This window comes from Hoeflea marina (assembly GCF_003182275.1).
Classification (GTDB): Bacteria; Pseudomonadota; Alphaproteobacteria; order Rhizobiales; family Rhizobiaceae; genus Hoeflea; species Hoeflea marina.
The window spans coordinates 220486-244202 of record NZ_QGTR01000001.1; the positions used below are offsets into that span (position 1 = coordinate 220486).

Annotated in this window: 21 protein-coding genes; 17 read left to right on the top strand and 4 right to left on the bottom strand. The window is 64.8% G+C overall.

The features are described 5' to 3' along the window. Nucleotides 1-6: 6 nt before the first annotated feature. A complete protein-coding gene (locus tag DFR52_RS01075) occupies nucleotides 7-621 on the bottom strand; it encodes a glutathione S-transferase family protein (protein ID WP_110030085.1) in 615 nt (204 codons plus the stop codon). A gap of 196 nt (nucleotides 622-817) precedes the next feature. On the opposite strand from DFR52_RS01075, the gene DFR52_RS01080 reads away from it, so the two are divergent. From DFR52_RS01080 to DFR52_RS01120, 9 genes are all read left to right on the top strand, one after another. Beyond that, entirely contained in the window at nucleotides 818-1525 is a 708-nt protein-coding gene (locus tag DFR52_RS01080) for a succinate dehydrogenase/fumarate reductase iron-sulfur subunit (RefSeq protein WP_245415146.1), read from the top strand. 1 nt (nucleotide 1526) lies between these two features. Then, the gene (locus tag DFR52_RS01085; RefSeq protein WP_110030087.1) at nucleotides 1527-1856 is read left to right on the top strand and encodes a succinate dehydrogenase; all 330 of its coding nucleotides are present in this window, start codon (nucleotides 1527-1529) and stop codon (nucleotides 1854-1856) included. After that, nucleotides 1853-2194 (top strand): succinate dehydrogenase, cytochrome b556 subunit, encoded by a 342-nt coding sequence (sdhC, locus tag DFR52_RS01090; protein ID WP_110030088.1) that lies wholly within the window; start codon nucleotides 1853-1855, stop codon nucleotides 2192-2194. Before DFR52_RS01085 ends, sdhC begins: the two co-directional genes overlap by 4 nt. Before the next feature lie 2 nt (nucleotides 2195-2196). Next, nucleotides 2197-3957 (top strand): L-aspartate oxidase, encoded by a 1761-nt coding sequence (locus tag DFR52_RS01095; protein WP_245415147.1) that lies wholly within the window; start codon nucleotides 2197-2199, stop codon nucleotides 3955-3957. Further along, nucleotides 3957-4919: a fumarate hydratase gene (locus DFR52_RS01100; protein ID WP_110030089.1), complete on the top strand. Its 963-nt coding sequence runs from the start codon at nucleotides 3957-3959 to the stop codon at nucleotides 4917-4919. The genes DFR52_RS01095 and DFR52_RS01100 overlap by 1 nt, the downstream gene beginning before the upstream one ends. Continuing rightward, on the top strand, nucleotides 4883-5563 hold the full coding sequence (locus tag DFR52_RS01105) for a fumarate hydratase C-terminal domain-containing protein (protein ID WP_110030090.1): 681 nt from the start codon (nucleotides 4883-4885) through the stop codon (nucleotides 5561-5563). The genes DFR52_RS01100 and DFR52_RS01105 overlap by 37 nt, the downstream gene beginning before the upstream one ends. A 3-nt stretch (nucleotides 5564-5566) precedes the next feature. Beyond that, nucleotides 5567-6673, top strand: coding sequence for a sulfite oxidase (locus DFR52_RS01110; RefSeq protein WP_110030091.1), 1107 nt, complete (start codon nucleotides 5567-5569; stop codon nucleotides 6671-6673). Between the two features lie 87 nt (nucleotides 6674-6760). Next, nucleotides 6761-7774, top strand: a complete 1014-nt coding sequence (locus tag DFR52_RS01115) for a YeiH family protein (RefSeq protein ID WP_110030092.1) — start codon at nucleotides 6761-6763, stop codon at nucleotides 7772-7774. 23 nt (nucleotides 7775-7797) lie between these two features. Next, nucleotides 7798-8118, top strand: coding sequence for an NIPSNAP family protein (locus DFR52_RS01120; RefSeq protein ID WP_110030093.1), 321 nt, complete (start codon nucleotides 7798-7800; stop codon nucleotides 8116-8118). A gap of 11 nt (nucleotides 8119-8129) precedes the next feature. Here DFR52_RS01120 and DFR52_RS01125 read toward each other — a convergent pair whose 3' ends face one another. From DFR52_RS01125 to DFR52_RS01135, 3 genes are read right to left on the bottom strand one after another with little or no spacing between them, the layout of a single operon-like run. Beyond that, on the bottom strand, nucleotides 8130-9269 hold the full coding sequence (locus DFR52_RS01125; protein ID WP_245415148.1) for a mandelate racemase/muconate lactonizing enzyme family protein: 1140 nt from the start codon (nucleotides 9267-9269) through the stop codon (nucleotides 8130-8132). Further along, nucleotides 9266-10012, bottom strand: a complete 747-nt coding sequence (locus DFR52_RS01130) for a sulfite exporter TauE/SafE family protein (RefSeq protein WP_110030094.1) — start codon at nucleotides 10010-10012, stop codon at nucleotides 9266-9268. The genes DFR52_RS01125 and DFR52_RS01130 overlap by 4 nt, the downstream gene beginning before the upstream one ends. Beyond that, nucleotides 10002-10919 carry a LysR substrate-binding domain-containing protein gene (locus tag DFR52_RS01135; protein ID WP_110030095.1) on the bottom strand — a complete coding sequence of 306 codons (918 nt, stop codon included), beginning with the start codon at nucleotides 10917-10919 and terminating at the stop codon, nucleotides 10002-10004. Before DFR52_RS01135 ends, DFR52_RS01130 begins: the two co-directional genes overlap by 11 nt. A gap of 161 nt (nucleotides 10920-11080) precedes the next feature. On the opposite strand from DFR52_RS01135, the gene DFR52_RS01140 reads away from it, so the two are divergent. The 8 genes from DFR52_RS01140 (at nucleotide 11081) to DFR52_RS01175 (ending at nucleotide 23653) form a co-directional block, all read left to right on the top strand. After that, nucleotides 11081-12058: a Bug family tripartite tricarboxylate transporter substrate binding protein gene (locus DFR52_RS01140; protein ID WP_110030096.1), complete on the top strand. Its 978-nt coding sequence runs from the start codon at nucleotides 11081-11083 to the stop codon at nucleotides 12056-12058. 79 nt (nucleotides 12059-12137) lie between these two features. After that, nucleotides 12138-12629 (top strand): tripartite tricarboxylate transporter TctB family protein, encoded by a 492-nt coding sequence (locus DFR52_RS01145; RefSeq protein WP_110030097.1) that lies wholly within the window; start codon nucleotides 12138-12140, stop codon nucleotides 12627-12629. Beyond that, nucleotides 12626-14140: a tripartite tricarboxylate transporter permease gene (locus tag DFR52_RS01150; RefSeq protein WP_110030098.1), complete on the top strand. Its 1515-nt coding sequence runs from the start codon at nucleotides 12626-12628 to the stop codon at nucleotides 14138-14140. The genes DFR52_RS01145 and DFR52_RS01150 overlap by 4 nt, the downstream gene beginning before the upstream one ends. A 71-nt stretch (nucleotides 14141-14211) precedes the next feature. After that, nucleotides 14212-15825, top strand: coding sequence for a thiamine pyrophosphate-binding protein (locus DFR52_RS01155; protein WP_110030099.1), 1614 nt, complete (start codon nucleotides 14212-14214; stop codon nucleotides 15823-15825). Between the two features lie 78 nt (nucleotides 15826-15903). Then, on the top strand, nucleotides 15904-16116 hold the full coding sequence (locus DFR52_RS01160; protein ID WP_110030100.1) for a hypothetical protein: 213 nt from the start codon (nucleotides 15904-15906) through the stop codon (nucleotides 16114-16116). A 99-nt stretch (nucleotides 16117-16215) separates the two neighbouring features. Then, on the top strand, nucleotides 16216-17127 hold the full coding sequence (ku, locus tag DFR52_RS01165; RefSeq protein ID WP_110030101.1) for a non-homologous end joining protein Ku: 912 nt from the start codon (nucleotides 16216-16218) through the stop codon (nucleotides 17125-17127). Next, nucleotides 17127-19709 (top strand): DNA ligase D, encoded by a 2583-nt coding sequence (gene ligD / locus DFR52_RS01170; RefSeq protein ID WP_110030102.1) that lies wholly within the window; start codon nucleotides 17127-17129, stop codon nucleotides 19707-19709. Before ku ends, ligD begins: the two co-directional genes overlap by 1 nt. 482 nt (nucleotides 19710-20191) lie before the next feature. Further along, the gene (locus tag DFR52_RS01175) at nucleotides 20192-23653 is read left to right on the top strand and encodes a beta strand repeat-containing protein (RefSeq protein WP_110030103.1); all 3462 of its coding nucleotides are present in this window, start codon (nucleotides 20192-20194) and stop codon (nucleotides 23651-23653) included. Nucleotides 23654-23717 lie beyond the last annotated feature (64 nt).

Sequence of the window (23717 nt, forward strand, 5' to 3'; positions counted from 1 at the left end):
CCAGCCTCAGCCGTGCAATTCCATCACCTTCAGCACCGCCGGGCGCGCCTGCATGGCGGCGAAGTGGGCGGAAATGGCGGGGAAATCGTCCAGGTTGACGCCATCGACCTTCATCCAGCGGGTGATGACGAAGAGGTAGGGGTCGCACATCGAATAGGTTTCGCCCATCACCCAGGGACCCTTGAGATAGTGCTCCTCGATCATGCGGGCGCAGTCGGTCATGTTGGCGGGCACCTTCTCGCGCATCTTCGCCTGCGCCGCTTCGTCATCGGTCCAACGCATGCCGCGTTGCTTGTGGGCGTGGTTCACATGCACCGTTGCGGCGAGATAGAGGTTGAAGGCCTGCGCCTCGGCGAAGCCGAACGGATCGGCCGGCGCCAGGTCGGCGCCAGGAAAGACCTGCGCGATATAGGCGAGGATCGCCGGCGTCTCGGTCAGCGCCCCCTTCGGCGTGATCAACGCCGGCACCCGGCCCTTCGGATTGATCGCCAGGTAGTCGGGTGACCGCTGCTCGGCCGCGGCGAAATCAACGAGCCGCGTGGCATAGTCTGCGCCTGCCTCCTCCAGCAGGATGTGCGGCGCCAGCGCGGCTGTGCCCTTGGCGTAGTAAAGCGTGATCATGACTTGGCTCTCCGAATTGAATGGGACATGCAGCCGACACTAGCCAAAACCCGTGCCTTGCAAAGGGGTTTTTCAGATAGCGTTGTTTACACAAATGATTAGCATTTATTCCTTTTTGTTAGAAACGCTCACAGCTATAAATGCCGCTCCATCATTCACGGTCATCGAGGCGGTTTTGTCGGCAAGCATGCAAGAAATGGACGTATCGGTCTGGCGCGGCGACGCGAGCGGCGGTGGGCTCGAGCATTTCAGGGTCCCGGCCGAGGAAAGCCAGACCATTCTGGATGTCGTGGCCTGGATCCAGCAATATGCCGATCCGACGCTGTCCTACCGCTACGCATGCCGGGTCGGCATGTGCGGCTCCTGCGCCATGATGGTCAACGGCGTGCCGCGCTGGACCTGCCGCACCCATGTCAAGAAGGTGCTCAAGGACAACGCCATCACCATCGAGCCGCTGCGAAACCTGCCGGTGATCAAGGATCTGGCCGCCGACATGGATCCGTTCTTCGACAAATGGGTGGCGGCCGGCGGCGTCCATCACCCCACGAAGACGCGCAACGAGCCAATCGAGATCCTCGATCCGAAGACGCCGGAGCGCGTGGAGACCGATACCGGCATCGAATGCATCAACTGCTCGGTATGCTACGCGGCCTGCGACACGGTCTCCAGCAATGTCGATTTTCTCGGGCCTGCCGCATTGCAGCGGGCCTGGACCATCTATCTCGATCCCAAGGATGCCGATCCGAATGTCATTCTCGACGCCGTATCCGGCAAGGGCGGCTGCCACAACTGCCACAGCCAGGGCAGTTGCACGCTGCACTGCCCCAACGGGCTCAACCCGATGAAGGCGATCGCCGGCCTCAAGCGCGCCACCGTTGCCTCCTTTTTCAAGGGCGGGCGCTAGCATGCTCGGCCTGAGGCTCTACATGGCGCAAAGGCTGAGCGCGATGGTGATGATCCCGCTGACGCTGGGCCATATCGCGGTGATGATCTACGCCATCCAGGGTGGCCTCAGCGCCGCCGAAATCCTTGGTCGCACCAAGGGCAGCGTCGTCTGGTTCCTGTTCTACGGTCTGTTCGTGCTTGCCGTGTCGCTGCATGCCTCGATCGGCCTGCGCGTTATCGTCCACGAAACGCTCGGCCTCAAGGGCCGGGGGCTCGAGATCTTCATGTGGCTTTCGGGAATCCTGCTGCTGGCAACCGGCCTGCGCGCGCTGTTTGCGGTGACGCTATGATCCGGCCGCACCGCTCGCATCCGCTGTGGATCGCCTATCTCCTGCACCGGCTCTCCGGGCTTGGCCTGGCGCTGTTCCTGCCCGTGCATTTCTATGTGCTGGCCTTCGCGCTCAATGAGCCCGAGCGGCTCGACGGCTTCCTGCGCTTTGCCGACAACCCGCTGGTCAAGATCGCCGAGTTCGGCCTGGTCTTCCTGCTCGCCGTCCATGTCTTCGGCGGACTTCGGCTTCTGGCGCTGGAGTTCCTGCCCTGGTCACCGCGGCAGAAGACGCTGGCCGCCTCCGCGGTCGCTGCCGCCTTCCTGGTGGCCGGCACCTTTTTCCTGCAGGCGGTGTAAAGATGAGCATGACCAGCATTGAACGGCACGACACCGATATCCTGATCCTCGGCACCGGCGGCGCCGGCATGTTCGCGGCGCTGCACGCCATGCAGACGGCGCCTTCGGGCACCAAGGTGACCATCGCGGTCAAGGGCCTGATCGGCAAATGCGGCTGCACCCGCATGGTGCAGGGCGGCTACAATGTGGCGCTCGGCGGCGGCGACACCGTCGAGCGGCACTTCATGGACACGATCAATGGCGGCAAGTGGCTGCCCAACCAGGACATGGCCTGGAAGCTGTGCGAGCAGGCGGTGGTGCGGGTGCGCGAACTCGAAAACGAGATCGGCTGCTTCTTTGACCGCAACGCGGACGGCACGCTGCACCACAAGGCATTTGCGGGCCAGACCGCCGACCGCACCGTGCACAAGGGCGATCTCACCGGCATCGAGATCATCAACCGGCTGATGGAGCAGGTGCTCTCGCGTCCGGTGGAAAAGCTGCAGGAACACCGCGCCATCGGCCTGATTCCGACCAAGGACGGCTCGGCGCTGGCGGGCGTGCTGATGATCGACATGCGCACCGGAAAATTCCGCTTCGTGCGCGCCAAGACCGTGCTGATGGCGACCGGCGGCGGACCGACCATGTACAAGTATCACACCCCATCGGGCGACAAGACCATGGATGGTCTGGCCATGGCGCTGCGCGCCGGCCTGCCGCTGCGCGACATGGAGATGGTGCAGTTCCACCCGACCGGCCTGCTGGCCGGCGACCACACCAAGATGACCGGCACGGTGCTGGAGGAGGGGTTGCGCGGAGCCGGCGGGCAGTTGCTCAACGGTGCGGAACGCCGCTTCATGTTCGACTATGACGATCGCGGCGAACGCGCCACCCGCGACGTGGTCTCGCGCGGCATCTACGCAGAAATGCAGAAGTCCAACACCACCAGCAATGGCGGCGTCTACATCAAGATGAGTCATCTCGGCCCCGAGATGGTGCGGCAGAAATTCTCCGGCATGGTCAAGCGCTGCGCCGATTCCGGCTTCGATCTGGCCGGCGGCCTGGTCGAGGTGGTGCCGACAGCGCACTACTTCATGGGGGGCGTGGTGGTGGACACCGACACCCGCACCGAGATGGAAGGCCTCTATGTGGCTGGCGAGGACGCCGGCGGCGCCCACGGCTCCAACCGGCTCGGCGGCAACGGCGTTGCCAATTCCACCGTCTATGGCGGCGTGGCCGGCGACGTCATGGGGATGGACATCCGCAAGATGGGCGCATTGCGCGACCCTGACGAGAGCGTGCTCGACGCCGAGATCGCGCGCGCCTGCCAGCCGCTCGCCCGGAAGCCCGCCAATATCCAGGATCTGCGCCACCGGCTGCAGGAGGCGATGTGGGAGGATGTCGGCGTCATCCGCACCCGCCGCGGCATGCAGCGCGGTATCGACCGGGTGGCGGAGATTTCCGACGAGCTGATGGAATCGGGTGTCGCCTCTACCAATCTGGCCTTCAACCTGACCTGGCACGACTGGCTCAATGTGCGGTCGCTGTGCGATGTCTCCGAAGTCATCGCCGAAGCCGGGCTGGCGCGGGAGAATTCCCGCGGCGCCCATTATCGCGAGGATTTCCCGGAGTCCGGCGACCTCGACAGTTCCTATTTCACCGTTGCCCGGCAGCGGGACGGCGACATCGATGTCAGCCGCGAGCCGGTGCAATTTTCCATCGTCCGGCCGGGTGAGACCATCCTGCCCGCCGGCGAACCCGAAACCCTGGTGGAGGCAAGCTGATGATCCCCATAGATCTCATTCAAAGGACCGCCGAGACCCTGATGGACAAGGCGGCGATCGAAATCCCGCAGGACTATCTCGACGGGCTGCAGGCGGCCGCCAATGTCGAGGACGGGGACCTGTCGTCCTTCGTGCTCGAGGCGATGCTGGAAAACTACAAGGCGGCCAAGGAAGACCGCCGCGCCATGTGCGGCGACACCGGCACGCCGCGCTGGTACGTCAAGATGGGCAACGAGACACGGATCGAGGGCGGCCCGATCGCGCTCGAGGCGGCGCTCCGCCGCGCCACCGCCAACGCCACCAATGGCGTGCCGCTGAGGCCCAACCGGGTGCATCCGCTGTGGCGCACGGATCATGACAACAATGTCGGCATCGGTGCTCCGGAAATCGAATATGGCTACGAGCCGGGCGGCGAGTGGATTGACCTGATCACCGTGCACAAGGGCGGGCTGTTCGGCACCGACTACCGAATGCTGTTTCCCTCCGACGGCATCCAGGGCATCAAGCGCTTCTATCTCGATTGCCTGGTGGCCTTCGGCAAGCGCGGGCTTGCCTGCCAGCCGGCGATCATCGGCATCGGACTGGGCGGCTGCAAGGACACCTGCATGGTGCTCGGCAAGCGCGCCGCCTGCCTGCGCGTGGTGGGTTCGCGCAATTCCGATCCGCGCATTGCCGAGCTGGAGCTGGAACTCAAGGAACTGGGCAATTCCATCGGCATGGGCGCCATGGGATTTGTCGGCAAGTCGATGGTCATCGACGCCAACATCGAGGTAGGCTATTGCCACACCGGCGGCATGCAGATGTCGGTGCACGCCTTCTGCCTCTCATCGCGCCGCGCCGTGGCGCGGGTCTTTGCCGACGGACGGGTGGAATACCGCACCGATCCGGACTGGTTCACCGATTATCAACGCCGGGAGACAGTGGAATGGGAAATGCCTCAAAACCACGAAAAATCCGCCTGAGTACCACGCCGACGCCGGAAGCGCTGGCGGAGCTGCGATTGGGCGACGTCGTCTATCTCGACGGGCTGATCTACACGGCGCGGGAAGGCGTCTACAAGCGCGCGCTTGAAGAAAACGCCAACATTCCGATGGAGCTTCCGTCGGAGAGTGCCGCCAATTTCCATTGCTCGCCGGCCGCCGCCATCAACGAGGACGGCACGTTTCGACTGGGCGCCGTCACCGCCACCGCGTCGTTCCGCTTCACAAAGTGGATCGGCGACTGGATGGCGCGCTCAGGCGCCAAGCTGATCATCGGCAAGGGCGGCATGAGCGCCAAGGACTACAAGGAGCATTTCGTCCCCAACGGCGCCATTTACCTGACCACGGTCGGCTACGGCACCGGCGCGCTGCTCGGGCGCGGCGTCAAGCGGGTCAAGGCGGTGCACTGGAACAAGGAACTGGGCCTGGCCCAGGCCATGTGGGTGCTGGAGGCCGACAATATGGGGCCGTTCATCGTCGAAAGCGACCTGGCCGGCAACTCGCTGTTCGAGCGCGAAAACGCCAAGATTTCGGCCAACCTGGCCCGCGTCTATGAAGGCACAGTTCCCGCCGTGCTCAAGCGCTTCGGCGAGACCGACGACCGCTCGGACGAGATGATCGGCTAGGCCATGACAACCAGCGACAATCCCTTTGCGGGCTATGGCGGCCGCATCGCCACCGACGACGGTGTCTACAGCCAGTCCGAAGTGGGGCTTGCCAACCGCAATTCCGGCAATCTGCTCGAGACCCTGGCGCTGGATGTGACGCCGACGGGGCTGCATTATCTGCTCATCCATTTCGATGTCCCGCTCATCGATCCGGCGGCGCACCGGCTGACATTCTCGGGCGCCTTCGATGCGCCCTTCGAACTGGGGCTCGACGATATCAGGGCGCTGCCGCAGGTGACGCTGCCGGTGACGCTCGAATGCGCGGGCAACGGCCGCTCCGGATTGTCGCCGCGGTCGCACTCGATGCCGTGGATGTACGAGGCGGTCGGCACCTCGGAATGGACCGGGACGCCGCTCAGGCCGCTGATCGAGCGCGCCGGGCCGAAGGACGATGCGGTCGAGATCGCCTTCCTCGGCGAGGACTACGGCTTCGACAAGGGCGTCGGCCACCATTTCGGCCGGTCCCTGACCATGGCCCAGATCGCCGAACTCGACGTCATGCTGGTGCATTCGATGAACGGCCAGCCGCTGCTGCCGCAGCACGGCGCGCCGCTGCGGCTGATCGTGCCGGGCTGGTACGGCATGGCAAGCGTCAAATGGCTGGGGAAGATCGAGGCGCTGACCACGCCCTTCGACGGCTTCCAGCAGGTGCGCACCTACCGTTTTCGCGAGAATGACGAGGATCCGGGACGTCCGGTCACCGAGATGCGGGTCAAATCGCTGATGGTGCCGCCGGGCGTGCCCGACTGGAGCTCGCGCAAGCGCTGGCTCGAACCCGGTCCGGTCACGCTGGTCGGCCGCGCCTGGTCCGGTGGCGGCGTGTCGGTGAGCAAGGTCGAGGTCGAACTCGACGGCGAATGGCGCGAGGCCCGGCTCGACCGGCGCGCAGGCCCTTATGCCTGGACCCGGTGGAGCTGCGACTGGACCGCCACGCCCGGCGTCCATCTGCTGCGCTGCCGCGCCACCGATGCCAACGGCAATGTGCAGCCGCTCGACCCGCCCTGGGATGTTTCCGGCTTTGCCAACAATTCCGCCCAAAAGGTGTTTGTCTTCGTCGCCGACTCCTGACACTTGGTCCCTTCCGCCAGACGTTCCAAGCTTCCATGATCCGCGGCGTTCGCCGACCGGTCGATTTCTGAAATGTGAAATGTAAAAATGAGTCAGTTTGCCGATCTCGTCTATGTCCGCAAAGCCCGGGTGCTGTTTCCCGGCGTTCTCACCTCGCTGACCGTGGCCTTTGCCGCCAAATTCATCTCCGAGCATTACGGCGCGCCGGTGATGCTGATGGCGCTGCTCATCGGCATGGCCTTCAACTTCCTGGTCGAGGACGGCGGCACATGCGTGGCCGGCATCGAGTTCTCCTCCAAGGTGCTGTTGCGCTTCGGCGTGGCGCTGCTCGGCCTCGGCATCACGGTGCAGCAGATCGCCTCGACCGGCTCGGAGGTGCTGCTGATCACGCTGACAGGCGTGGCGCTGACCATTGCCATGGGACTGGCGCTGTCGCGCTTTCTCGGTCGCGGCGCCCGCTTTGGACTGCTGATCGGCGGCGCAGTGGCGATCTGCGGCGCCTCGGCGGCGCTGGCCATTTCCTCGGTGCTGCCCAAGAGCGAGACGCTGGAGCGCGACACCATCTTCACCGTCATCGGGGTGACGGCGCTCAGCACGCTGGCGATGATCGTCTATCCGATCATTGCCGACCTGATGCATCTGAGCGAAGTGGCGACGGGTGTGTTCTTCGGCGCCACCATTCATGACGTGGCGCAGGTGGTCGGCGCGGGATATTCGGTCTCGGAGCTTGCGGGTGACACTGCCACCTTCGTCAAGCTGCTCCGCGTGGCGCTGCTGGTGCCGATCGTCGTGGTGCTGTCGCTGGTCTTCTCGGGCTCGCGCGAGCCGGGCGCCAGGCGCTCGCTGCCGATTCCGTTCTTCGTCATCGGCTTTGCGGCACTGGTGATCGCCGGCTCCTATGATCTGGTGCCCGTCGAGGTCAAGGACGGGCTGCTGTCGTTCTCGCGCTGGTGCCTGGTCGTGGCGATCGCGGCGCTCGGCATGAAGACGTCGCTCAGGAAGCTCGGCGATGTCGGCGGCAGCGCCATCGTGCTGATCTGCGCGCTGACCGGCATTCTCGCCGTCTTTGCGCTCACCGCCATCAAGATCTACATGAATTGAGCGGCTTGCAGAGGAGAGTTCACGTGAGCAGGTTTGTCGACGAGCGCATCTACACGCTGAAAGCCGGGCAGGTTCCGGTGTTCCTGAAGCTCTACGAGGAGGAGGGGATGGAGGTGCAGGTCCGCATTCTCGGCCGGATGGTCGGCTATTACTTCACCGACATCGGTCCGCTCAACCAGATCGTCCACATGTGGGGCTATGACAGCCTCGACGATCGCTACGAGCGACGCAAGCTGCTGCAGGCGGCGCCCGAATGGCAGAGTTACGCCGCCAAGATGCGGCCGCTGGTCGCCCATGTGGAAAACAAGATCCTAGTGCCGGCGCCGTTCTTCAAGGCGGCGTGATCGTCACGGGTTCAACTCCGGCTCAGTTCCAGCGTCCGGTATCGCGCGAGACTGTCCGGCAACGTCTCGAAGCCAAGTCCCGGAGCGTCCGCGATCGCGAAGACACCATCCCTGCACATGCCGCCATCGAAGAAGGCGTCGCGCAGCGGATTGGCGTTGATGTCCACCTCAAGCAGGCCATCGCCGCCGGCGGCGGCCAGCAGATGGCCCGAAGCAATGAGCCCTATGCCGCCGCCGAGAAAATGCGGGCAGTAGGTCTTTCCTCCGCCAACAATGGCCTGGCCGATCCGGTAGCAGCCTGTGACGCCGCCCCATTTGGCAACGTCCGGCTGGATGAAGCGAAAAGTCCCCGAGCCGATGGCCGCGTCGAAACTGTCAAAGCCGGTGATATTCTCGCCGGCGGCGAGCGGAATGCCGCTGGCTTTTGCCAACTCGGCCCACTGGTCCCCCGGCATGTCGGCGCGGATCGGCTCTTCGAGCCAGCCGAGATCGAAACCTTGGGCCGCGTCGACGAAGGCAAGTGCCTGGCCGAGATCCCAGGCCTGGTTGGCGTCTGTGAAGATGCGCTCGCCGTCGCGGCGATCGGCGCACAATGCGGCAAGCTGTGCGAGATCGGTTTCGGCGTCGAAGCCGATCTTCACCTTTTTGGCCAGATAGCCCAACTCGCGCACCTCAGGCACGATGGTCGCGGCCGCGGCGATGTGGATGCCGCTGGCATAGGCGGGCACGGATGCAGCCGCATCGCGATTGAGGTGGCGGGCGAGCGACACGCCTTGGCGGCGCGCGAAGAGATCGTGCATGGCGGTGTCGAGGCCGGCGATCACCTGCGCGAAGGGGCCCCATTCGCCGCATTGCAGGGCGCGGATATGGGTTCTCGCCATCAGGTGCCCGAACAGGTCGGAGGCGGCCTCTGCGCGGAAGCCGATAACCAGGTCGGCGATGTCCTCCATCAGCAGCCGCGCCCGGTGTTCGGCACCTGCGGCGGGCCAGTTGGCGAAGATCTCGCCCCAACCGAATGCGCCGTCCGCATCGGTCAGACGCACGAACACGGCCGGCCGGTTGGTCATGGCGCCGAACGAGGTCATGACCGGCGTGGAAATCGGAACCCGGTAGGCGGAAACCTCGATGCGGGCAATGTCGGAATGGGTCACCAGAATATCTCCCTTGCAAGCAGGACCGTGCCGGAGACGAACATCAGGGCGATGATCAGTCGGCGGAACTGGTCGTCATTCAGTCGTTTGAAGGTGACGATGCCGATCTGGGCAAAGATCAGCGTCACCGGCAGCGTCACCGCGATCAGCTTCAGCGTGTGAAAGCCGTAGACGCCCTTGATCGCGAAGCCCGCGGCCGTCAGCCCGAGCACGATGACGTTGAAAGGCTGCAGAACGGCGCGGATCTCGGCCTTCGGCCATGGCCGCATCGAGCACCACATCGTGGGCAGCGCGCCCGACAGCGAGGCGGCGCCGCCCAGCACGCCACCGAGAAAGCCGATGACGCCGTCGACGACAGGCGTCGGTCGTTCGAAGCGGGGCAGGGCGGATCTCAGCGAGAAGAAGCCGCCATAGAGGATCATCATCGCCGCGATCACCAGCTTGATGACAAGCGGTGGAAAGATCGACAGGGCTGCGATGCCGGCTGGGATGCCGACGATCGCCGGCACCAGAAAGCGCGCCAGCCGCCTCGGATTGTCGAGCACCGAGCGCCGCACCACCCAGACGCCCTGCAGCCCGCTGACGACGGACATCAGCGCGATCAGCGACACGGCTTCGAGCGGCGGCAGGATCTGCAGCCAGAAGCCGAGCGCGAACATGGCGGTGCCGAACCCCGCCAGGCCGTTGACGAAGCCGCCCAGCGCGGCTCCGGCGGCCAGGATGGCAATGAATTCAATGGTCACTTCGGGGCGGTGTCCTCAATGTTGCGGGCGGAAAGGCGCCGAATGCGACGGCTTCGAGCAGCTTGCCGTGGATTTCCTCGATCACCCGCCCCTTGGTGGTGTCGGCGCGGCTGATCAGGCCGAGATGCCGCACCGGGCCGTCCGGCAGCGGCAGCCGCTTGAGCGGCAGCGGGTTGGCGCTCTGGAAGCAGCGGCGGGGGGCGATGGAGACACCGAGATTGCACAGCACCATGGTGGAGATCGCCTCCAGCCCTTCCAGTTCCATGCTGTCGCGAACATCGATCTTCTGCTGCTGCAGCCAGGTCTCGATCAGGTCGCCCACCACGGCGTCGCGGGTGAAGCGGATGAAGGGGTTGGTCCTGAGCAGGTGCACGGGATCGTTGCTCTCGGTCTCGAGCGATGCCAGCAATTGCAGCGGCTCGATGGCGATTTCCAGCCAGCCGAGGCCGCGCGGGATCAGCTTCGGCCTGGAGATGACCGCGGCATCGAGATGGCCGCGCTCGACCTGATGCAGCAACTGGTTGGTCAGCCCGGGCTGCACGGCGACATGCAGATCGGGAAAGGTGGTCTTGAGCAGCGAGATCGCCATCGGCGCCAGCCCTGCCAGCGTCGTCGGCACCGCGCCGAGAATCAGGTGACCCCTCAGACCGTCATCGCCGAGCACCGACGGCACCAGATTGTCATAGGCGCGCACCACCTCGCGCGCCTTCTCCACCAGGGTGCGGCCGATCGGGGTGAGTTCAGGCGTTCGCTTGGAGCGGTCGAAGATGGCGATCTTCCACTCTTCCTCCAAAGCCTTCATCTGCTGGCTGACGGCGGCGTGGGTCACGAACACCGCGTCGGCGGCGGCGCTGAATGTGCCATGTTCGGCGACTGCGAGCAGTGTCTTGAGCAACCGTATCGACATCAAAAGTCCGTCTTGAAATGTAAGCAAATGTTACAAAACCTGTAACCATTTGTGGCTTTTTACAAATGTGACTTACCAATATGGTTTTTGCAATGGCTTAGTTGTCCGGCGGGAGGAAAATGCTTCCGGATGATTTGAGGCCATCCAACCGGGAGGAAGTTATGAATTTCACAAAAATCGGCATGGCGTGCGCGCTCACGCTCGGAATGACGGCGACGGCGGCACTGGCCGAATACCCCGAGCGCCCGATCAACATGATCATCCCCTACGGCGCCGGCGGCGCCACCGACATTTCCGCCCGCGCGATCGCAGAGGCGCTGACGGCGGCAGCCGGCACGCCGATGGTCATGTCGAATGTCACCGGCGCCGGCGGCGCCACCGGCTCGGTGGCGGTGCAGAATGCCAAGGGCGATGGCTATACCATGCTGTTTGCCCGTGTCGGATCGCACACGGTCAATCCGGCGATGAAGGCAACGCTGCCCTACACGCTCGCCGACTTCCGCTTCGTCACCGTCTATGAGATCAACCCCGTCGTCTGCGCCGTCACCCCGGCGTCCGGCATCAATTCGATGGACGATCTGATTGCCAAGGCCAAGGAAGGCGGTGTGTCCTACTCGTCGTCCGGAGTGGGTTCGCTGCTGCAGCTGGCGGCCGTGATGGTGCTCAAGGAGTTCGGCATCGAGGATCCGCTCAACACCACCGTCCACATCCCGCAGAAGGGCGGCGGCGAGGCGGCAACGGCCGTGCTCAACGGCACGGTGACCTTCATCTGCACCAACTCTTCTGCGCTCGCGGGCTTCGTCGCCAATGGCCAGCTCAAGCCGCTTCTGGTGACCACGCCCGAACGCCTGGGCGGCTTTGATGCACCGACGGCGACAGAACTGGGCAAGCCGTCACTGGAGCAACTGGTGGGCTGGACCGGGATCGCAGGACCCGCCTCGCTGACCGACGAGGTTGCCGCCAAATGGGGCGAGTGGATGGCCACGGCCGTCAAGGACGAGAAGTTTCTTGCCGTCATGGAGAAGGCCGGTTCGGTCATCGACCTGATGAGCCCCGATGAAGCCAAGGCCTTCATCGACGGTCAGTACGAAACCTTCCGCAAACTCGTTGACGAGCTCGGCATGCGCATCGAAGGCTAGTCCGATCAACAACTGAGATTGAAGAATGCGCCGGATCACGTGAAAATCCGGCGCATTCTGCGAGCGGGAGGAGCTACGGGTGCACGATCGATCAATTCAACTTCAACTGGGCATCGGGGCTGTCATTGCCGCCGCTTTCCTGTTGCTGGTCGCCATTCCCACCTGGGTCTCTTCGCCCAGCAACGTCCCAAACATCATCCTCTCGCCGCTGTTCTGGCCCTGGGTGCTGTCGGGCCTCACCGGAATCACCGGTCTCGGCATGATCGTGACCGCGCTGCGCGATCCGGCATCCACCGAACCTGAAGCCAGCGATGTCGATGACAGGTCCCGGGCCTGGGGCCGCCTCGTAAGCGTCGCCGCACTGATGGGGCTGACCATGGTGCTCATGCCGCGCATCGGCATGGTCTGGACCTCGATGCTTGTGTTCGCCGCCACCGCGTTCCTCGTCCGCACCAGCCATCCGAAGACCGCGCTCGTCAGCGCGGTTCTGGTGCCGCTGGTGCTTTATGCATTCTTTGCCCATGTCGCCGGCGTTGCGATACCGCAAGGCGATTTTGTGAGGCTTCCATGAGTTTTACCGATAATCTGATGCTCGGGCTTTCGCTGGTCGCCAACGTCGAGAGTTTCATCGCCCTTGGCCTGGGGGTCGCCGTGGGCGTCATCGCCGGGGCCATTCCCGGCATGTCCGCCACCATGGCCGTGGCGCTGACCTTGCCCTTCACCTTCGCGCTGCAGCCGATCACCGGCATCTTGCTGCTGCTTGGCGTCTACAAGGGCGGGATCTTCGGCGGCTCCATTCCCGCCATTCTGATCAAGACCCCGGGCACGCCGGCCTCCTCCGCCACCGTGCTTGACGGCTATCCGCTGGCCGAAAAGGGCCAGGCCGGCAAGGCGCTGGGCATGGCGCTGTGGGCCTCCTGCACGGCCGATCTGATCTCCAATCTGGCGCTGATCCTGTTTGCGGGCTTTCTCGCGTCCTTCGCTCTCAACTTCGGCCCGCCGGAGTTCTTCACGCTGATGCTGTTCTCGCTGACCATCATTGCCGGCGTCTCCGGCGACAGCCTGCTGCGTGGCGCGCTGTCGGCGATGCTCGGCCTGCTGCTCGCCACCGTCGGCCTCGACCTCATCTACGGCACCAACCGCTTCACCTTCGGCGACGCCAATCTGATGGGCGGGCTCAATTTCATCGCCGTCCTTATCGGGCTGTTCGCCATTCCCGAGATCATCGCCATGGTCTGGAACCCCAGGGCCTTCGACGGCCAGAAGCGCTCGATGGGCAAGAGCTGGGTGACCTTCGCCGACTACCGACGCTGCTTCAAGTCGATCGTCCGCGGCAGCTTCATCGGCGTCTTTCTCGGCGCCATCCCGGGCATCGGCGCCGCCCCCTCGGCCTTCCTGTCCTATTCGGAGGCGCGCCGCACCTCGCCCAACAAGGCCAATTTCGGCAAGGGCGAACTGGAAGGCGTGGCCGCCGCGGAGGCCGGAAACAACGGCGTCGCCGGCGCGACCCTGATCCCGCTCCTGGCGCTCGGCATCCCGGGCGATGTCATCACCGCCATCATCATCGGCGCCTTCATGATCCATGGCCTGCAGCCCGGACCGATGATGTTCGTGCTCAACGCCGACATCATCTATGCGCTGTTCATGGGCCTCATTGTCAGTTCGGTGTTCCTGTTCTTCATCGGCACCGTGGCGATCCACGGGTTCAAATACGTCGCCGACATTCCCCGCGGCGTGCTGTTTCCCGCGGTCCTGGTGCTCTGCATCTTCGGCGTCTTCGCGGTCAACAATTCGATCTTCGACGTCGGCGTGATGTTTGTCATGGGATGGGTCGGCTATTTCATGATGCGCTACAAGGTTCCCGCCGCGCCGTTTCTCATTGCCTTCATTCTCGGGCCGCTGCTGGAGGACAATTTCCGCCAGGCCATGCTGATGTCGGGGAGTTCGCCGGTGATCCTGTTCCGCGGCCCCATCACCTGGTTCTTCTGGACGCTGACGGCGATCACCGTCTTCGCCATCATCCGCGCCGGCATCAAGGCCACGCGCAGGCATGGTCCATTGACGACGGCGAACCAGGAATAGCCCGGCCAGCCACAACCCCATGATGCAACAGGCCCGACCCGTTCGGTCAGGGCCCGACAAGGATGAACTCGATGCGCGGTGCAGATCTTCTGGTGCAGACACTGGCCATGGCCGGCGTGACGAAAATCTTCTCGCTCTCCGGCAACCAGATCATGCCGGTCTACGACGCCTGCCTCGACGCGGGCATCGAGATCATCCACACGCGACACGAAGGGGCCGCGGTGTTCATGGCCGACGCCTGGGCGCAGCTGACCGGCGAGATCGGCGTCGCCCTGGTGACGGCAGCTCCGGGTGCGGCCAATGCCGTCGGACCGCTGTTCTCGGCCCGCCAGTCGGAGAGCCCGGTTCTGCTGCTGACGGGCGATTCGCCGCTTGGTCAGGACGGGAGGGGCGCCTTCCAGGAATTCGACCAGGTGCCGATGACGGCGCCACTCACCAAGCTGTCGACGCGGGCGCAGTCTGCCGCGACGCTGGGACAGACCGTGGCTCTGGCCATTCGCACCGCGCTGTCGGGACGGCCGGGACCGGTGCATGTCGCCCTGCCGTTCGACGTGGTCGAGGCCGATGCCGGTGACTCCGCCGTGCCCGCCGCCGCCTCGATGGTGCGCGACCATTCGCCGGTCGACGGGGATGAGCTGAAGCGGGTTCTCGAGGCCGTGGCTGCCGCCAGCACGCCACTGGTGCTGTGTGGGCCGGCGATGAACACCACACGCCAGGGCACCGTTCTCACCGCCCTGCAGGATGCGCTTGATGTGCCGGTCGTGGCGATGGAAAGCCCGCGCGGCCTCAAGGATCCGTCGCTGGGCGATTTCGCCAAGGCCCTTGGCCAGGCCGATCTGGTGATCTCGCTCGGCAAGCCGGTCAATTTCACCCTTGGTTTCGGCGGAGCGGCGGTGACCGCTCCCGGCTGCCGCTGGATCGTCATCGACTCCGATGCGCCCGAGCGCAAGCGCGCGGCCCTCAATCTCGGCGACCGGCTGGCGCTGGCGATCGACGCCGATCCGCTCGATGCGGCGGGTCAGCTCATGGATTCGGGCGAGGGGGCAGGCGCCCGCCGCGCCTGGCGCAAGCAGGTGGCGACATTGATTGCCGCCCGTTCCTATGATGCCGCCGCACCCGGCGCCGAGGGCAAAATCAGTTCCGCGCAACTGGTGGCAGCCGTGCAACGCCGGATCGAGGCTGCCGACGAAGCGGTGCTGGTCTGCGATGGCGGCGAGTTCGGCCAATGGGCCCAGGCGGGCGCTCATGCCGCCGAGCGCGTCATCAACGGCCCGTCGGGCGCCATCGGCGGCGGGCTCTGCTACGCGCTTGCCGCCCGGGCGGCACGACCGGACGCCACCGTGTTCGCGCTGATGGGTGACGGCACCGTGGGCTTCCATTTCGCCGAGTTCGAGACGGCCGCGCGCGAAAACCTGCCGTTCGTCGTCGTCATCGGCAATGACGAGTGCTGGAACGCCGAGCATCAGATCCAGTTGCGCGAATATGGCAGGGACCGGCTGATCGGCTGCCAGCTGAGCGCTGCCCGCTACGACCTGGCGGTGGCGGCGCTCGGCGGCCACGGCGAGCATGTCACAGACGCGGCCGAACTTGATGCGGCGCTCGGCCGCGCGGTCGCATCCGGCAAGGTGGCCTGCGTCAATGTCGCCATCGACGGGCAGCCGGCGCCGAGCGGATCGGCCCACTGAACCGGCGGCTCCCCGCGGCACACGCGTGGAACCCATGCGGCAATCAGGCGTTTCTTTCCCGGAATAGGAGAGAGAGCCATGAACACCCGAACCATGATTGCGGGAATCATTTCCCTGCCTGTCAACGCCGTCCTGTTCGGAACCGGCGCTGTTGCCGTGCTTGCAACTCCCCAGCTTGAGGAGCACGCCGCCTATCTGCTTCCGGCCGTCATTTTCGCTTCCTTCCTGCTGACACTGCCGGTGGCTTGGCTGCTGGCGCCCCGCATGCGTCTTGCCCGCCGAAGCCACTGATCCGGCGTCGGCTCAAGGGTCGCCGCGTCAACCTGCATCGTGCGGAAGGAACCCTTGCATCGGTCCGGCGTTTGAGTCGGAACCCGCAAGGAGTACCCGATGGCCACACGACCGATCTGGAAGGGACAGCTGAGGCTTTCCCTGGTTTCAATTCCGGTGGAGATGTTCTCCGCCACCAAGAGCGGCGCGAGCATCAGCTTCCGCCAGATTCATGAACCCAGCGGCAAGCCGGTTCACTATCAGAAGGTTGTGACGGGAGTTGGTCCGGTCGATGCCGACGACATCATGAAGGGCTTCGAGTACGAGAAGGGGCAGTACCTGCTGCTCGATCCCGACGAGATCGATGCCATCAAGCTCGAAACCAAGAAGACGCTCGAGCTTGTGCAGTTCGTCGATGCCTGCGAGATCTCGCCGCTGTATTACGACAAGCCGTATTATCTCACGCCCGCCGACGATCTGGCCGAAGAGGCCTATTGCGTCGTCCGCGACGCGCTGCGGCAGGCCAAGATGGTCGGCATCGGCCAGGTGACGATGCGCGGCAAGGAGTATCTCGCCGCCATCAAGCCGTGCGGGGACGGATTGCTGCTCGAGACGCTGCACTATGCCGACGAGATCCGCAAGGCCGATCCGCTGTTCTCCAGCATCGACGCAAAGGCCTCCGACGATGACCTGCTGGAGGTCGCCAAGTCGCTGATCAAGCGCAAGTCCGGCCCCTTTCGCGCGGAGGCCTACAAGGACCATTTCAGCGACGCCATGCGCGACCTGATCGACAGGAAGACGAAGAACAAGACGACCAAGCGCGTCAACACCGACGATCACGAGGAGAGCAACAGCGGCGACAATGTCATCGACCTGATGGCCGCACTCAAGCAGAGCCTGCAGAAGGCGGAGAAGGGCGGGTCCGGCGACAAGAAGGAGAGTACCTCCAAGTCGGCCAAGGCGTCGTCGTCCGCCAAATCCTCGTCGTCGGCGGCCAAGAAGCCCGCCGCCCGCGCCAAGAAGTCGGCCTGATGTCGGCGGCCTCGGAAAAACTCGCCGAATACGAGCGCAAGCGGGATTTCTCCAAGACCGCCGAGCCCCGCGGTGCGGCCGCAAATGCCAAATCCTCAAAGCCGGTCTTCGTGGTGCAGAAGCATGACGCGACCAGGCTGCATTTCGATTTCCGGCTGGAATGGGACGGGGTGCTGCTGAGTTGGGCCGTCACCCGCGGTCCGAGCGACGTGACCTCGGTCAGGCGGCTCGCCGTGCGCACCGAGGACCACCCGCTCGACTATGGCGGCTTCGAGGGCACGATTGCCAAAAAGCAGTATGGCGCCGGCACCGTGATGCTCTGGGACCACGGCTGGTGGCAGCCCAAGACGGATTTCGACAAGGGCCTGGCCGACGGCCAGCTCAAGTTCATCCTGCACGGCGATCGGATGAAGGGCGGCTGGACGCTGGTCCGGCTCAAGCCCAAGCCCGGCGAGAAGCGCGAGAACTGGCTCCTGATCAAGGAACGCGACGACCATGCCGGCGAGGACGAGGATGCGCTGGTGGAGAAGAACCTCACCAGCGTGGCCACCGGCCGCAAGATGGAGGAGATCGCCGCCGGCAAGCAGGCGCCGCTCAAGACCAGGCCGAAAGGCAGCGACTCCGACGCGCCGAAAAAGCCGCTGAAGCTGCCGCCGAGCAAGCTCAAGGCCGACGCGGGGGAGAAGACGCGCTTCACGCTGGCGACGCCGAAATTCACCGAGCCGCAGCTCGCCAAGCTCACCGACGAAGTGCCTGAGGGCGAGGGCTGGCTGCACGAGACCAAGTTCGACGGCTATCGCTGCCTGGCCGCACTCGGCAAGGACGGCGTCCGACTCTACACCCGGTCGGGTCTCGACTGGGCGGAGCGCTATCTCGGCCTGCCCGAGGCCTTCGAGGCCATCGACTGCCGCAGCGCGCTGATCGACGGCGAGGTGGTCACCGCGCACACGTCGAAGGGATCTGCCTTCTCGGCGCTGCAGGACGATCTGGAGAAGGGCCTGCCGGTCCGCTTCATGGCCTTCGACCTGATCGAACTGGACGGCAAGTCGCTGCGCAAATCGCGGCTCGCCGAACGCAAGGAACTGCTCGAAAAACTCCTCGCAAACCTGCCCAAGGACTCGCCAATCCGCTATTCGGAGCATGTCGAGGGCCATGGCGACAAGGTCTTTGCCGCGGTCGAGAAGGGAGGCGGCGAAGGCATCATCTCGAAATCCGCCGACAGTCTCTATGCCGGCACGCGCAACGGTTCGTGGCTCAAGATCAAGACCCGCAAGCGGCAGGAATTCGTGGTCGGCGGCTATTCACCGTCCAGCGCACGCCACCGCCCCTTCGCCTCGCTGCTCGTCGGTACCCTCGATGGCGGGGTGCTCAGATATCGCGGCCGGGTCGGCGGCGGATTCGACGAGGGCGCTCTCGACAAGCTGATGGGACTGATGAAGACGCGCGAGCGCAAGACCAGCCCGTTTGACGAGGTGCCCGGCGCGATTGCCCGTGGCGCCCGCTGGATGACGCCGGACCTTGTCGTGGAAGTTGATTATGCCGAACTGACCGATCAGGATCAGCTGCGCCACGCGGTCTATCTCGGCGTGCGCGAAGACAAGGAGGCAGGCATGGTGCATCTCGAAAAGCCAGGCTCCACCAGCGGCGACGGTGATGGCCGCGGCGCCGATGGTGACGCTCCGGCCAGCGTGCTCGGCGTCCGTGTCACCCATCCCGGCCGCATCATGATGCCGGAAGCGGATATGACCAAGGGCGACCTGGCGCGCTACTACGCCCGGGCCGGCGAACGCATGACCGTGCTGGCGGGCGATCGCCCCGTGTCGCTGCTCAGATGTCCCTCGGGCCGGGACGGCGACACGTTCTTCCAGAAGCATGCAGGCAAGGGGTTTCCCGACGAGATCGATGAAGTCGAGATCACGGAAAGCTCGGGCACCCCGGCGCAGTACATGGTCATCCGCAGTCCGCAAGGGTTTGTGGCGGCCGCCCAGATGGGAACGGTCGAGTTCCACATCTGGGGCGCGCGCACCGATGATCTCGAAAAACCCGACCGGCTGGTGTTTGATCTTGATCCGGACGAGGGGCTCGATTTCGGCGACGTCAAGGCCGCCGCCAAGGATATCCGCGATATGCTCAAGCGTGTCGGCCTCGACAGCGTGGCCATGGTCACCGGCGGCAAGGGGGTCCATGTCATCGTTCCGCTGCGCCGCGTTTCGGACTGGGAGACAGTGACCGGCTTTGCCCGGACATTCGCCCATCTGCTCGCCCATCGCCGGCCCGAGCGTTATGTCGCCACCATGTCGAAGGCCAAGCGCAAGGGAAAGATCTTCATCGACTGGCTGCGCAACGACCGGGGGTCCACCGCGGTTGCCCCCTATTCGGTGCGGGCCCGGGCCAATGCGCCCGTCGCGGTGCCGGTGACCTGGCAGGAACTGGCGCGACTCAAATCGGCCAACAGCTTCGACACGCGCCAGGCGCTGAAGCGTCTGGGCAAGCCATGTCCGCTGCTCGAGGCATCGACCAGTCCAGGTCAGTCCATTTCCAGACCGGTGGTCGAGGCACTCGAGAAGCTGATCGGCGACTGACGCAAGCTGCGCCGGGCTCGAGGTCCGGTCTGGACCCAGGCCGAAGATCCGCAGCCCCTGCCGGGCGCGAGGCGCTAAGAGCGGTCGTGAGTCATCGCCGAGGTTCCCGTTGCGCGAACAGACGGTCACTTGGTGGCCGGCTGCGATCGAGCATCCGCGCCTGCCGAAGGGCGCGGCATCGCGCATCCCCGGTCAGCACACAGAAACCGAACTATACATTGGCGGATCAGCAATAAGGAATGGACATCCTGGGGCTAGATCAGGCGGAGCGATCCAATTGGAGACGTTGTATATTGGCAACGGATGCCGACTGTACCGAATGAGGTTGAAATCGGCTTCTGTATATTTGGCTTCGAATCAACTACAGATCTGATTCGGTCGTGCCTCTTGAGAGGTATTGGCCAGATGCAGCAATGGCATGAGCAGCAGGCCCGTTCCGTAGGATGCGATTGCGAGGCGGGGAGTGTTCGGAACGGGGACCGATGAAACATAACCGCTTTGCCCAGCTTCTTGCGTGCCTGTCCGCCTCCGTATGCTTGCCGGTTGCTGGCACGGCGGGAGAATACTCCATCAACAGCGCGCAGACCTTCGAGATCGTCGCCGTTGTGCCGACCGCGACCGGAAATATCGTGTATGCCAACGCGTCTTCCGGTCTCGCCATGACCGACAGCGATGCCGGTTGGCCGGCCTCGTTCTCCGCTACCTCCACCAGCAGTGTCGACGCAAGCAACCTCGTGGGTGGAGTGGCCTATTCGATCTCGTCCGGCTTCGGCGTCGCGGCGGCCAACGGCGCATGGGGCCTGGCCTTCGCCGCGGCCTACGGCCACAGCGCCGCCGGATTCATCGCCGACGGGGTTGTTTCCAGTGTCAGTCTGGATTCAGGCAATGCCGCCGCCAGCGTGGTGAGCGGCGATCCGGTCGTGGCCGCGGCCGAATATGCCGCATCCGGTCAGATTGACCATACGGTCAACGCGGTGCCGGCGGTGTCGCTTTCGACCGAGCAGTTCTTCAAGGCGGCCCTGTCGGTGCCGGCCGGCGTCGGCCCGACCATCAGCGGTTTCGAACTGGTGCCCGGTACGCCCGCCGGCGTCTATCGCCTGCGTCCGCCGATCTCCCCCTTCGCCGCCGCCGCGGACGCCGATACGCCCGCCATCATAGCCGAGATCTTCGACACCGGTTCGTTCAGCGTCGATCTCGCATCCGGCTCGGTGCCGGTGGCCGCCTCCAGCGCCTTCGAAGGACGAGCCGCGCTGGAACTTGTGGCGCTTTCAACGGGCGGCGGAGTCGTCTCCGACATCGGTCTTGGCGGCCCCGCCCTGTCGATATCCACGACGGCCGACAATGCCGGCGGCCTCATCAGCCTGGTCTCGGCCCTGACCGCTGCCAGCAGCAGGATATCCATCGGCACCGATGGCGCATCGCTGACCACCGGCGGCAATGGGTCCCATGCCATTGTTGCCGGCCTGGTGAGCCAGCAGCAGGCAGCAGAGCTGGCCATTGTGTTGGCAGGCGATGCCGTCGATGTCGTCACTTCGGGCGACGGCAGCTGGGGCGTGGTGGGTTTTTCCCTCAGTGGCCAGGACACGGCTTCGGCCATCGTGGACATCTCCGGTTCCGATGCATCCATCGCCACCTCCGGCGAAGGGTCCGGCGGGGTGACGATCAGTGCCGATGGCAACCAGGGCGCCGTTGCGCAGCTGGTGCTGTCGGGTGCCGGCGCGTCGATCGCTACCGGCAATACCGGTTCGCCTGGCGCCAGCGTGGTGGCGACGAGCCCGCTTGACGGGCGGGCGGCGGTCTCGCTTGCCGGCAGCGGTGCCTCGCTCGCCACGACGGGCGACCAGTCGACGGCGCTGCTGCTGTCGGCCAATGGCGCCACTGCCGGGGCGACGCTGCAGCTGTCGGGCGCCGGAAGCCTGGTCTCGACCCTTGGTGCGCAATCGGATGCCGTCCACGCGATCGCCCACGGCACCGAGATTGCGGAGGTCAATGTCGAACTCGGGGGGACGGGCAGCGGAATGTCCGCCGGGGGAGACAATTCCAGCGCCCTGGTTGCCGCCGCCTTTGCCGACCAGGCCACTGTCGGCCTGGCTTTGTCCGGGCAGGGCGCGGCGATCTCCGCTTCCGGACTGCAATCCGCCGGGTTCATCGGCAGCGCCAACGGCGCCAGTCGGGCGGTGGCCAGCGCGACCTTGAGTGGTCGCATGGCGAGCATCCGGACGTCGCAGGACAATTCCGTCGGCGTCGCCCTGACCGCGATTGCCGCCGAGGTCGATGGCCTGGCGCAGGTGCAACTCGAACTCACCGGTGCCGGCAGTTTGATCGAGACGCTGGGGGACAATTCCACTGCCGCCACTCTGGCCGGCTCCCAGGCGCGACTGGTCGTCGGCGGCGAAACCGGCCTGTTCACATCCGGAGCCGCTTCGCACGGCGCCCTGATCCTTGCGGAGGCCAGCCTTGTCGACATCGGCAGCAGGGGGACCGTTGCGACCGGGGCGGCGGATGCGGTGGGCCTGTACTTTCTCAATCCGCTGGGCGCCAACACGGTGGTCAACGCTGGCGCCGTCGTGGCCGGCGGCGGCGGCATCTTCTCAGCCGGCGGACTTGATCTTCGCAACGCCGGAGTGGTGAGTTCAGCAAATGCTGCTGCGGTCGAACTTGCCGCGGGTCGGGTCTGGAACGCGGGGCTCATCTCGGGTGAGGCGGGAATTGTTCGAGGCGGCGGCAGCGGCCCGGTCGGCATCGAGAACCACGGGCGCATTCTTGCCAATGCCGGCCCGGGCAATGTCGCCATCGAACTGCTCGGCGGTTTCGAAGACGAACTGGCGGTTGCTGCAAACGGGATCATAGTCGGCACCATCGAGCTCGGCGCGGGCGATGATCGCTTCGTCGCCCTGCCTGGGACGAACCTGGATTTCCTGTTCGAAACGGCTCCGCCGGAGAGCGTGGAAGCCATGACCGGCGTGCAGGTCGTGCGGCCGGACCCCAACAATGTTGTCATCGTCGATCCCGGCTATCTGACCGGGGCAGCTTCGCAGTCCGGTCTTCTCGCTGCCCGGCTGGCGTCAGGCGGCACTGGCGGGGACAGCGGCGAACCGGCGCAGGGCGATTGCGGCGAGGCCGTGCTGTCGGGGAGGGCGAGCGGCTCCTACGGCGATTTTGACGGTGATGGCGACCGCGCTCCCGCGCTCACCCGTTCCTACGGCCTCATCACCGAATTTGCGCCCGACAGCTGTGCCGGTGGGGCGGCGAGCTTCTTCATCGGTGTAGAGCAGGTGCGGATCGAAGGCGGCGGGTCGCGGTCGCTGACCTCATCGGTCTTTGCCGGCGCGCGCTATGCAGGCGAAACTGACACCGGAATGGAATATGAGTTTCTTGGCGGCATCGGCTATCTCTCGGGTGACAGCGACCGCCATGTGCTCAACAACCGCGTCGTATCCGGCGTCGAGGCGGCCGAGGCGGACTATTCCGGGTGGATGACTTTTGCCGGCTTGAGGCTGACCGGGCCGGTGATGATCGCGGAAACGGAGATCAGCCCGTTCCTGCAGGCGCATGCCGCCTATGGCGGCGCCTTCGATGCGCAGGAACAGGGTGTGCAGACGCCGGCTCTGTTCGAGGTCGGCGGCAGTTACGCCTATGACGTCAGTGCCGGCCTGTCGGTGGCACTGCAGCCGGAAGCATTCGATGCCGGCAGCCTGCTGGTCTCGTTTTCCGGCGCGCTCGTGATCGCGGGACATGACGCGAGCGCGTTGGTCGGAATGGATGGAAGTAAATCCGTTCTATACAGTCGAAATAGCTTCGGATCGGGAATTTCCCTGGGCAGCGGTCTGGATGTGACCTTCGATTCGATGCCGGCGAGGCTCCAACTCGAGGGGGTCGCGACCGCGTGGAGCGGGGGCGATTTCAGCCTCGAAATCAGTTCAAATTTTAAATACTTATTCTAAATCGTTGAATATCAATAGTTAATAAACTGTTAACTCTTGCTTGACAGGTATTGACAAGTAGAGA

What these genes read in the sequence shown, in the direction of transcription:
- DFR52_RS01115 (WP_110030092.1), top strand. Translation starts at nt 6,761, where the DNA reads ATGAGTCAGTTTGCCGATCTCGTCTATGTCCGCAAAGCCCGGGTGCTG.
- DFR52_RS01100 (WP_110030089.1), top strand. Translation starts at nt 3,957, where the DNA reads ATGATCCCCATAGATCTCATTCAAAGGACCGCCGAGACCCTGATGGAC.
- DFR52_RS01135 (WP_110030095.1), bottom strand. Translation starts at nt 10,919, where the DNA reads ATGTCGATACGGTTGCTCAAGACACTGCTCGCAGTCGCCGAACATGGC.
- DFR52_RS01175 (WP_110030103.1), top strand. Translation starts at nt 20,192, where the DNA reads ATGAAACATAACCGCTTTGCCCAGCTTCTTGCGTGCCTGTCCGCCTCC.
- DFR52_RS01140 (WP_110030096.1), top strand. Translation starts at nt 11,081, where the DNA reads ATGAATTTCACAAAAATCGGCATGGCGTGCGCGCTCACGCTCGGAATG.
- DFR52_RS01095 (WP_245415147.1), top strand. Translation starts at nt 2,197, where the DNA reads ATGAGCATGACCAGCATTGAACGGCACGACACCGATATCCTGATCCTC.
- ligD (WP_110030102.1), top strand. Translation starts at nt 17,127, where the DNA reads ATGTCGGCGGCCTCGGAAAAACTCGCCGAATACGAGCGCAAGCGGGAT.
- sdhC (WP_110030088.1), top strand. Translation starts at nt 1,853, where the DNA reads ATGATCCGGCCGCACCGCTCGCATCCGCTGTGGATCGCCTATCTCCTG.
- DFR52_RS01085 (WP_110030087.1), top strand. Translation starts at nt 1,527, where the DNA reads ATGCTCGGCCTGAGGCTCTACATGGCGCAAAGGCTGAGCGCGATGGTG.
- DFR52_RS01160 (WP_110030100.1), top strand. Translation starts at nt 15,904, where the DNA reads ATGAACACCCGAACCATGATTGCGGGAATCATTTCCCTGCCTGTCAAC.
- DFR52_RS01150 (WP_110030098.1), top strand. Translation starts at nt 12,626, where the DNA reads ATGAGTTTTACCGATAATCTGATGCTCGGGCTTTCGCTGGTCGCCAAC.
- DFR52_RS01155 (WP_110030099.1), top strand. Translation starts at nt 14,212, where the DNA reads ATGCGCGGTGCAGATCTTCTGGTGCAGACACTGGCCATGGCCGGCGTG.
- DFR52_RS01110 (WP_110030091.1), top strand. Translation starts at nt 5,567, where the DNA reads ATGACAACCAGCGACAATCCCTTTGCGGGCTATGGCGGCCGCATCGCC.
- DFR52_RS01080 (WP_245415146.1), top strand. Translation starts at nt 818, where the DNA reads ATGGACGTATCGGTCTGGCGCGGCGACGCGAGCGGCGGTGGGCTCGAG.
- ku (WP_110030101.1), top strand. Translation starts at nt 16,216, where the DNA reads ATGGCCACACGACCGATCTGGAAGGGACAGCTGAGGCTTTCCCTGGTT.
- DFR52_RS01075 (WP_110030085.1), bottom strand. Translation starts at nt 621, where the DNA reads ATGATCACGCTTTACTACGCCAAGGGCACAGCCGCGCTGGCGCCGCAC.
- DFR52_RS01105 (WP_110030090.1), top strand. Translation starts at nt 4,883, where the DNA reads ATGGGAAATGCCTCAAAACCACGAAAAATCCGCCTGAGTACCACGCCG.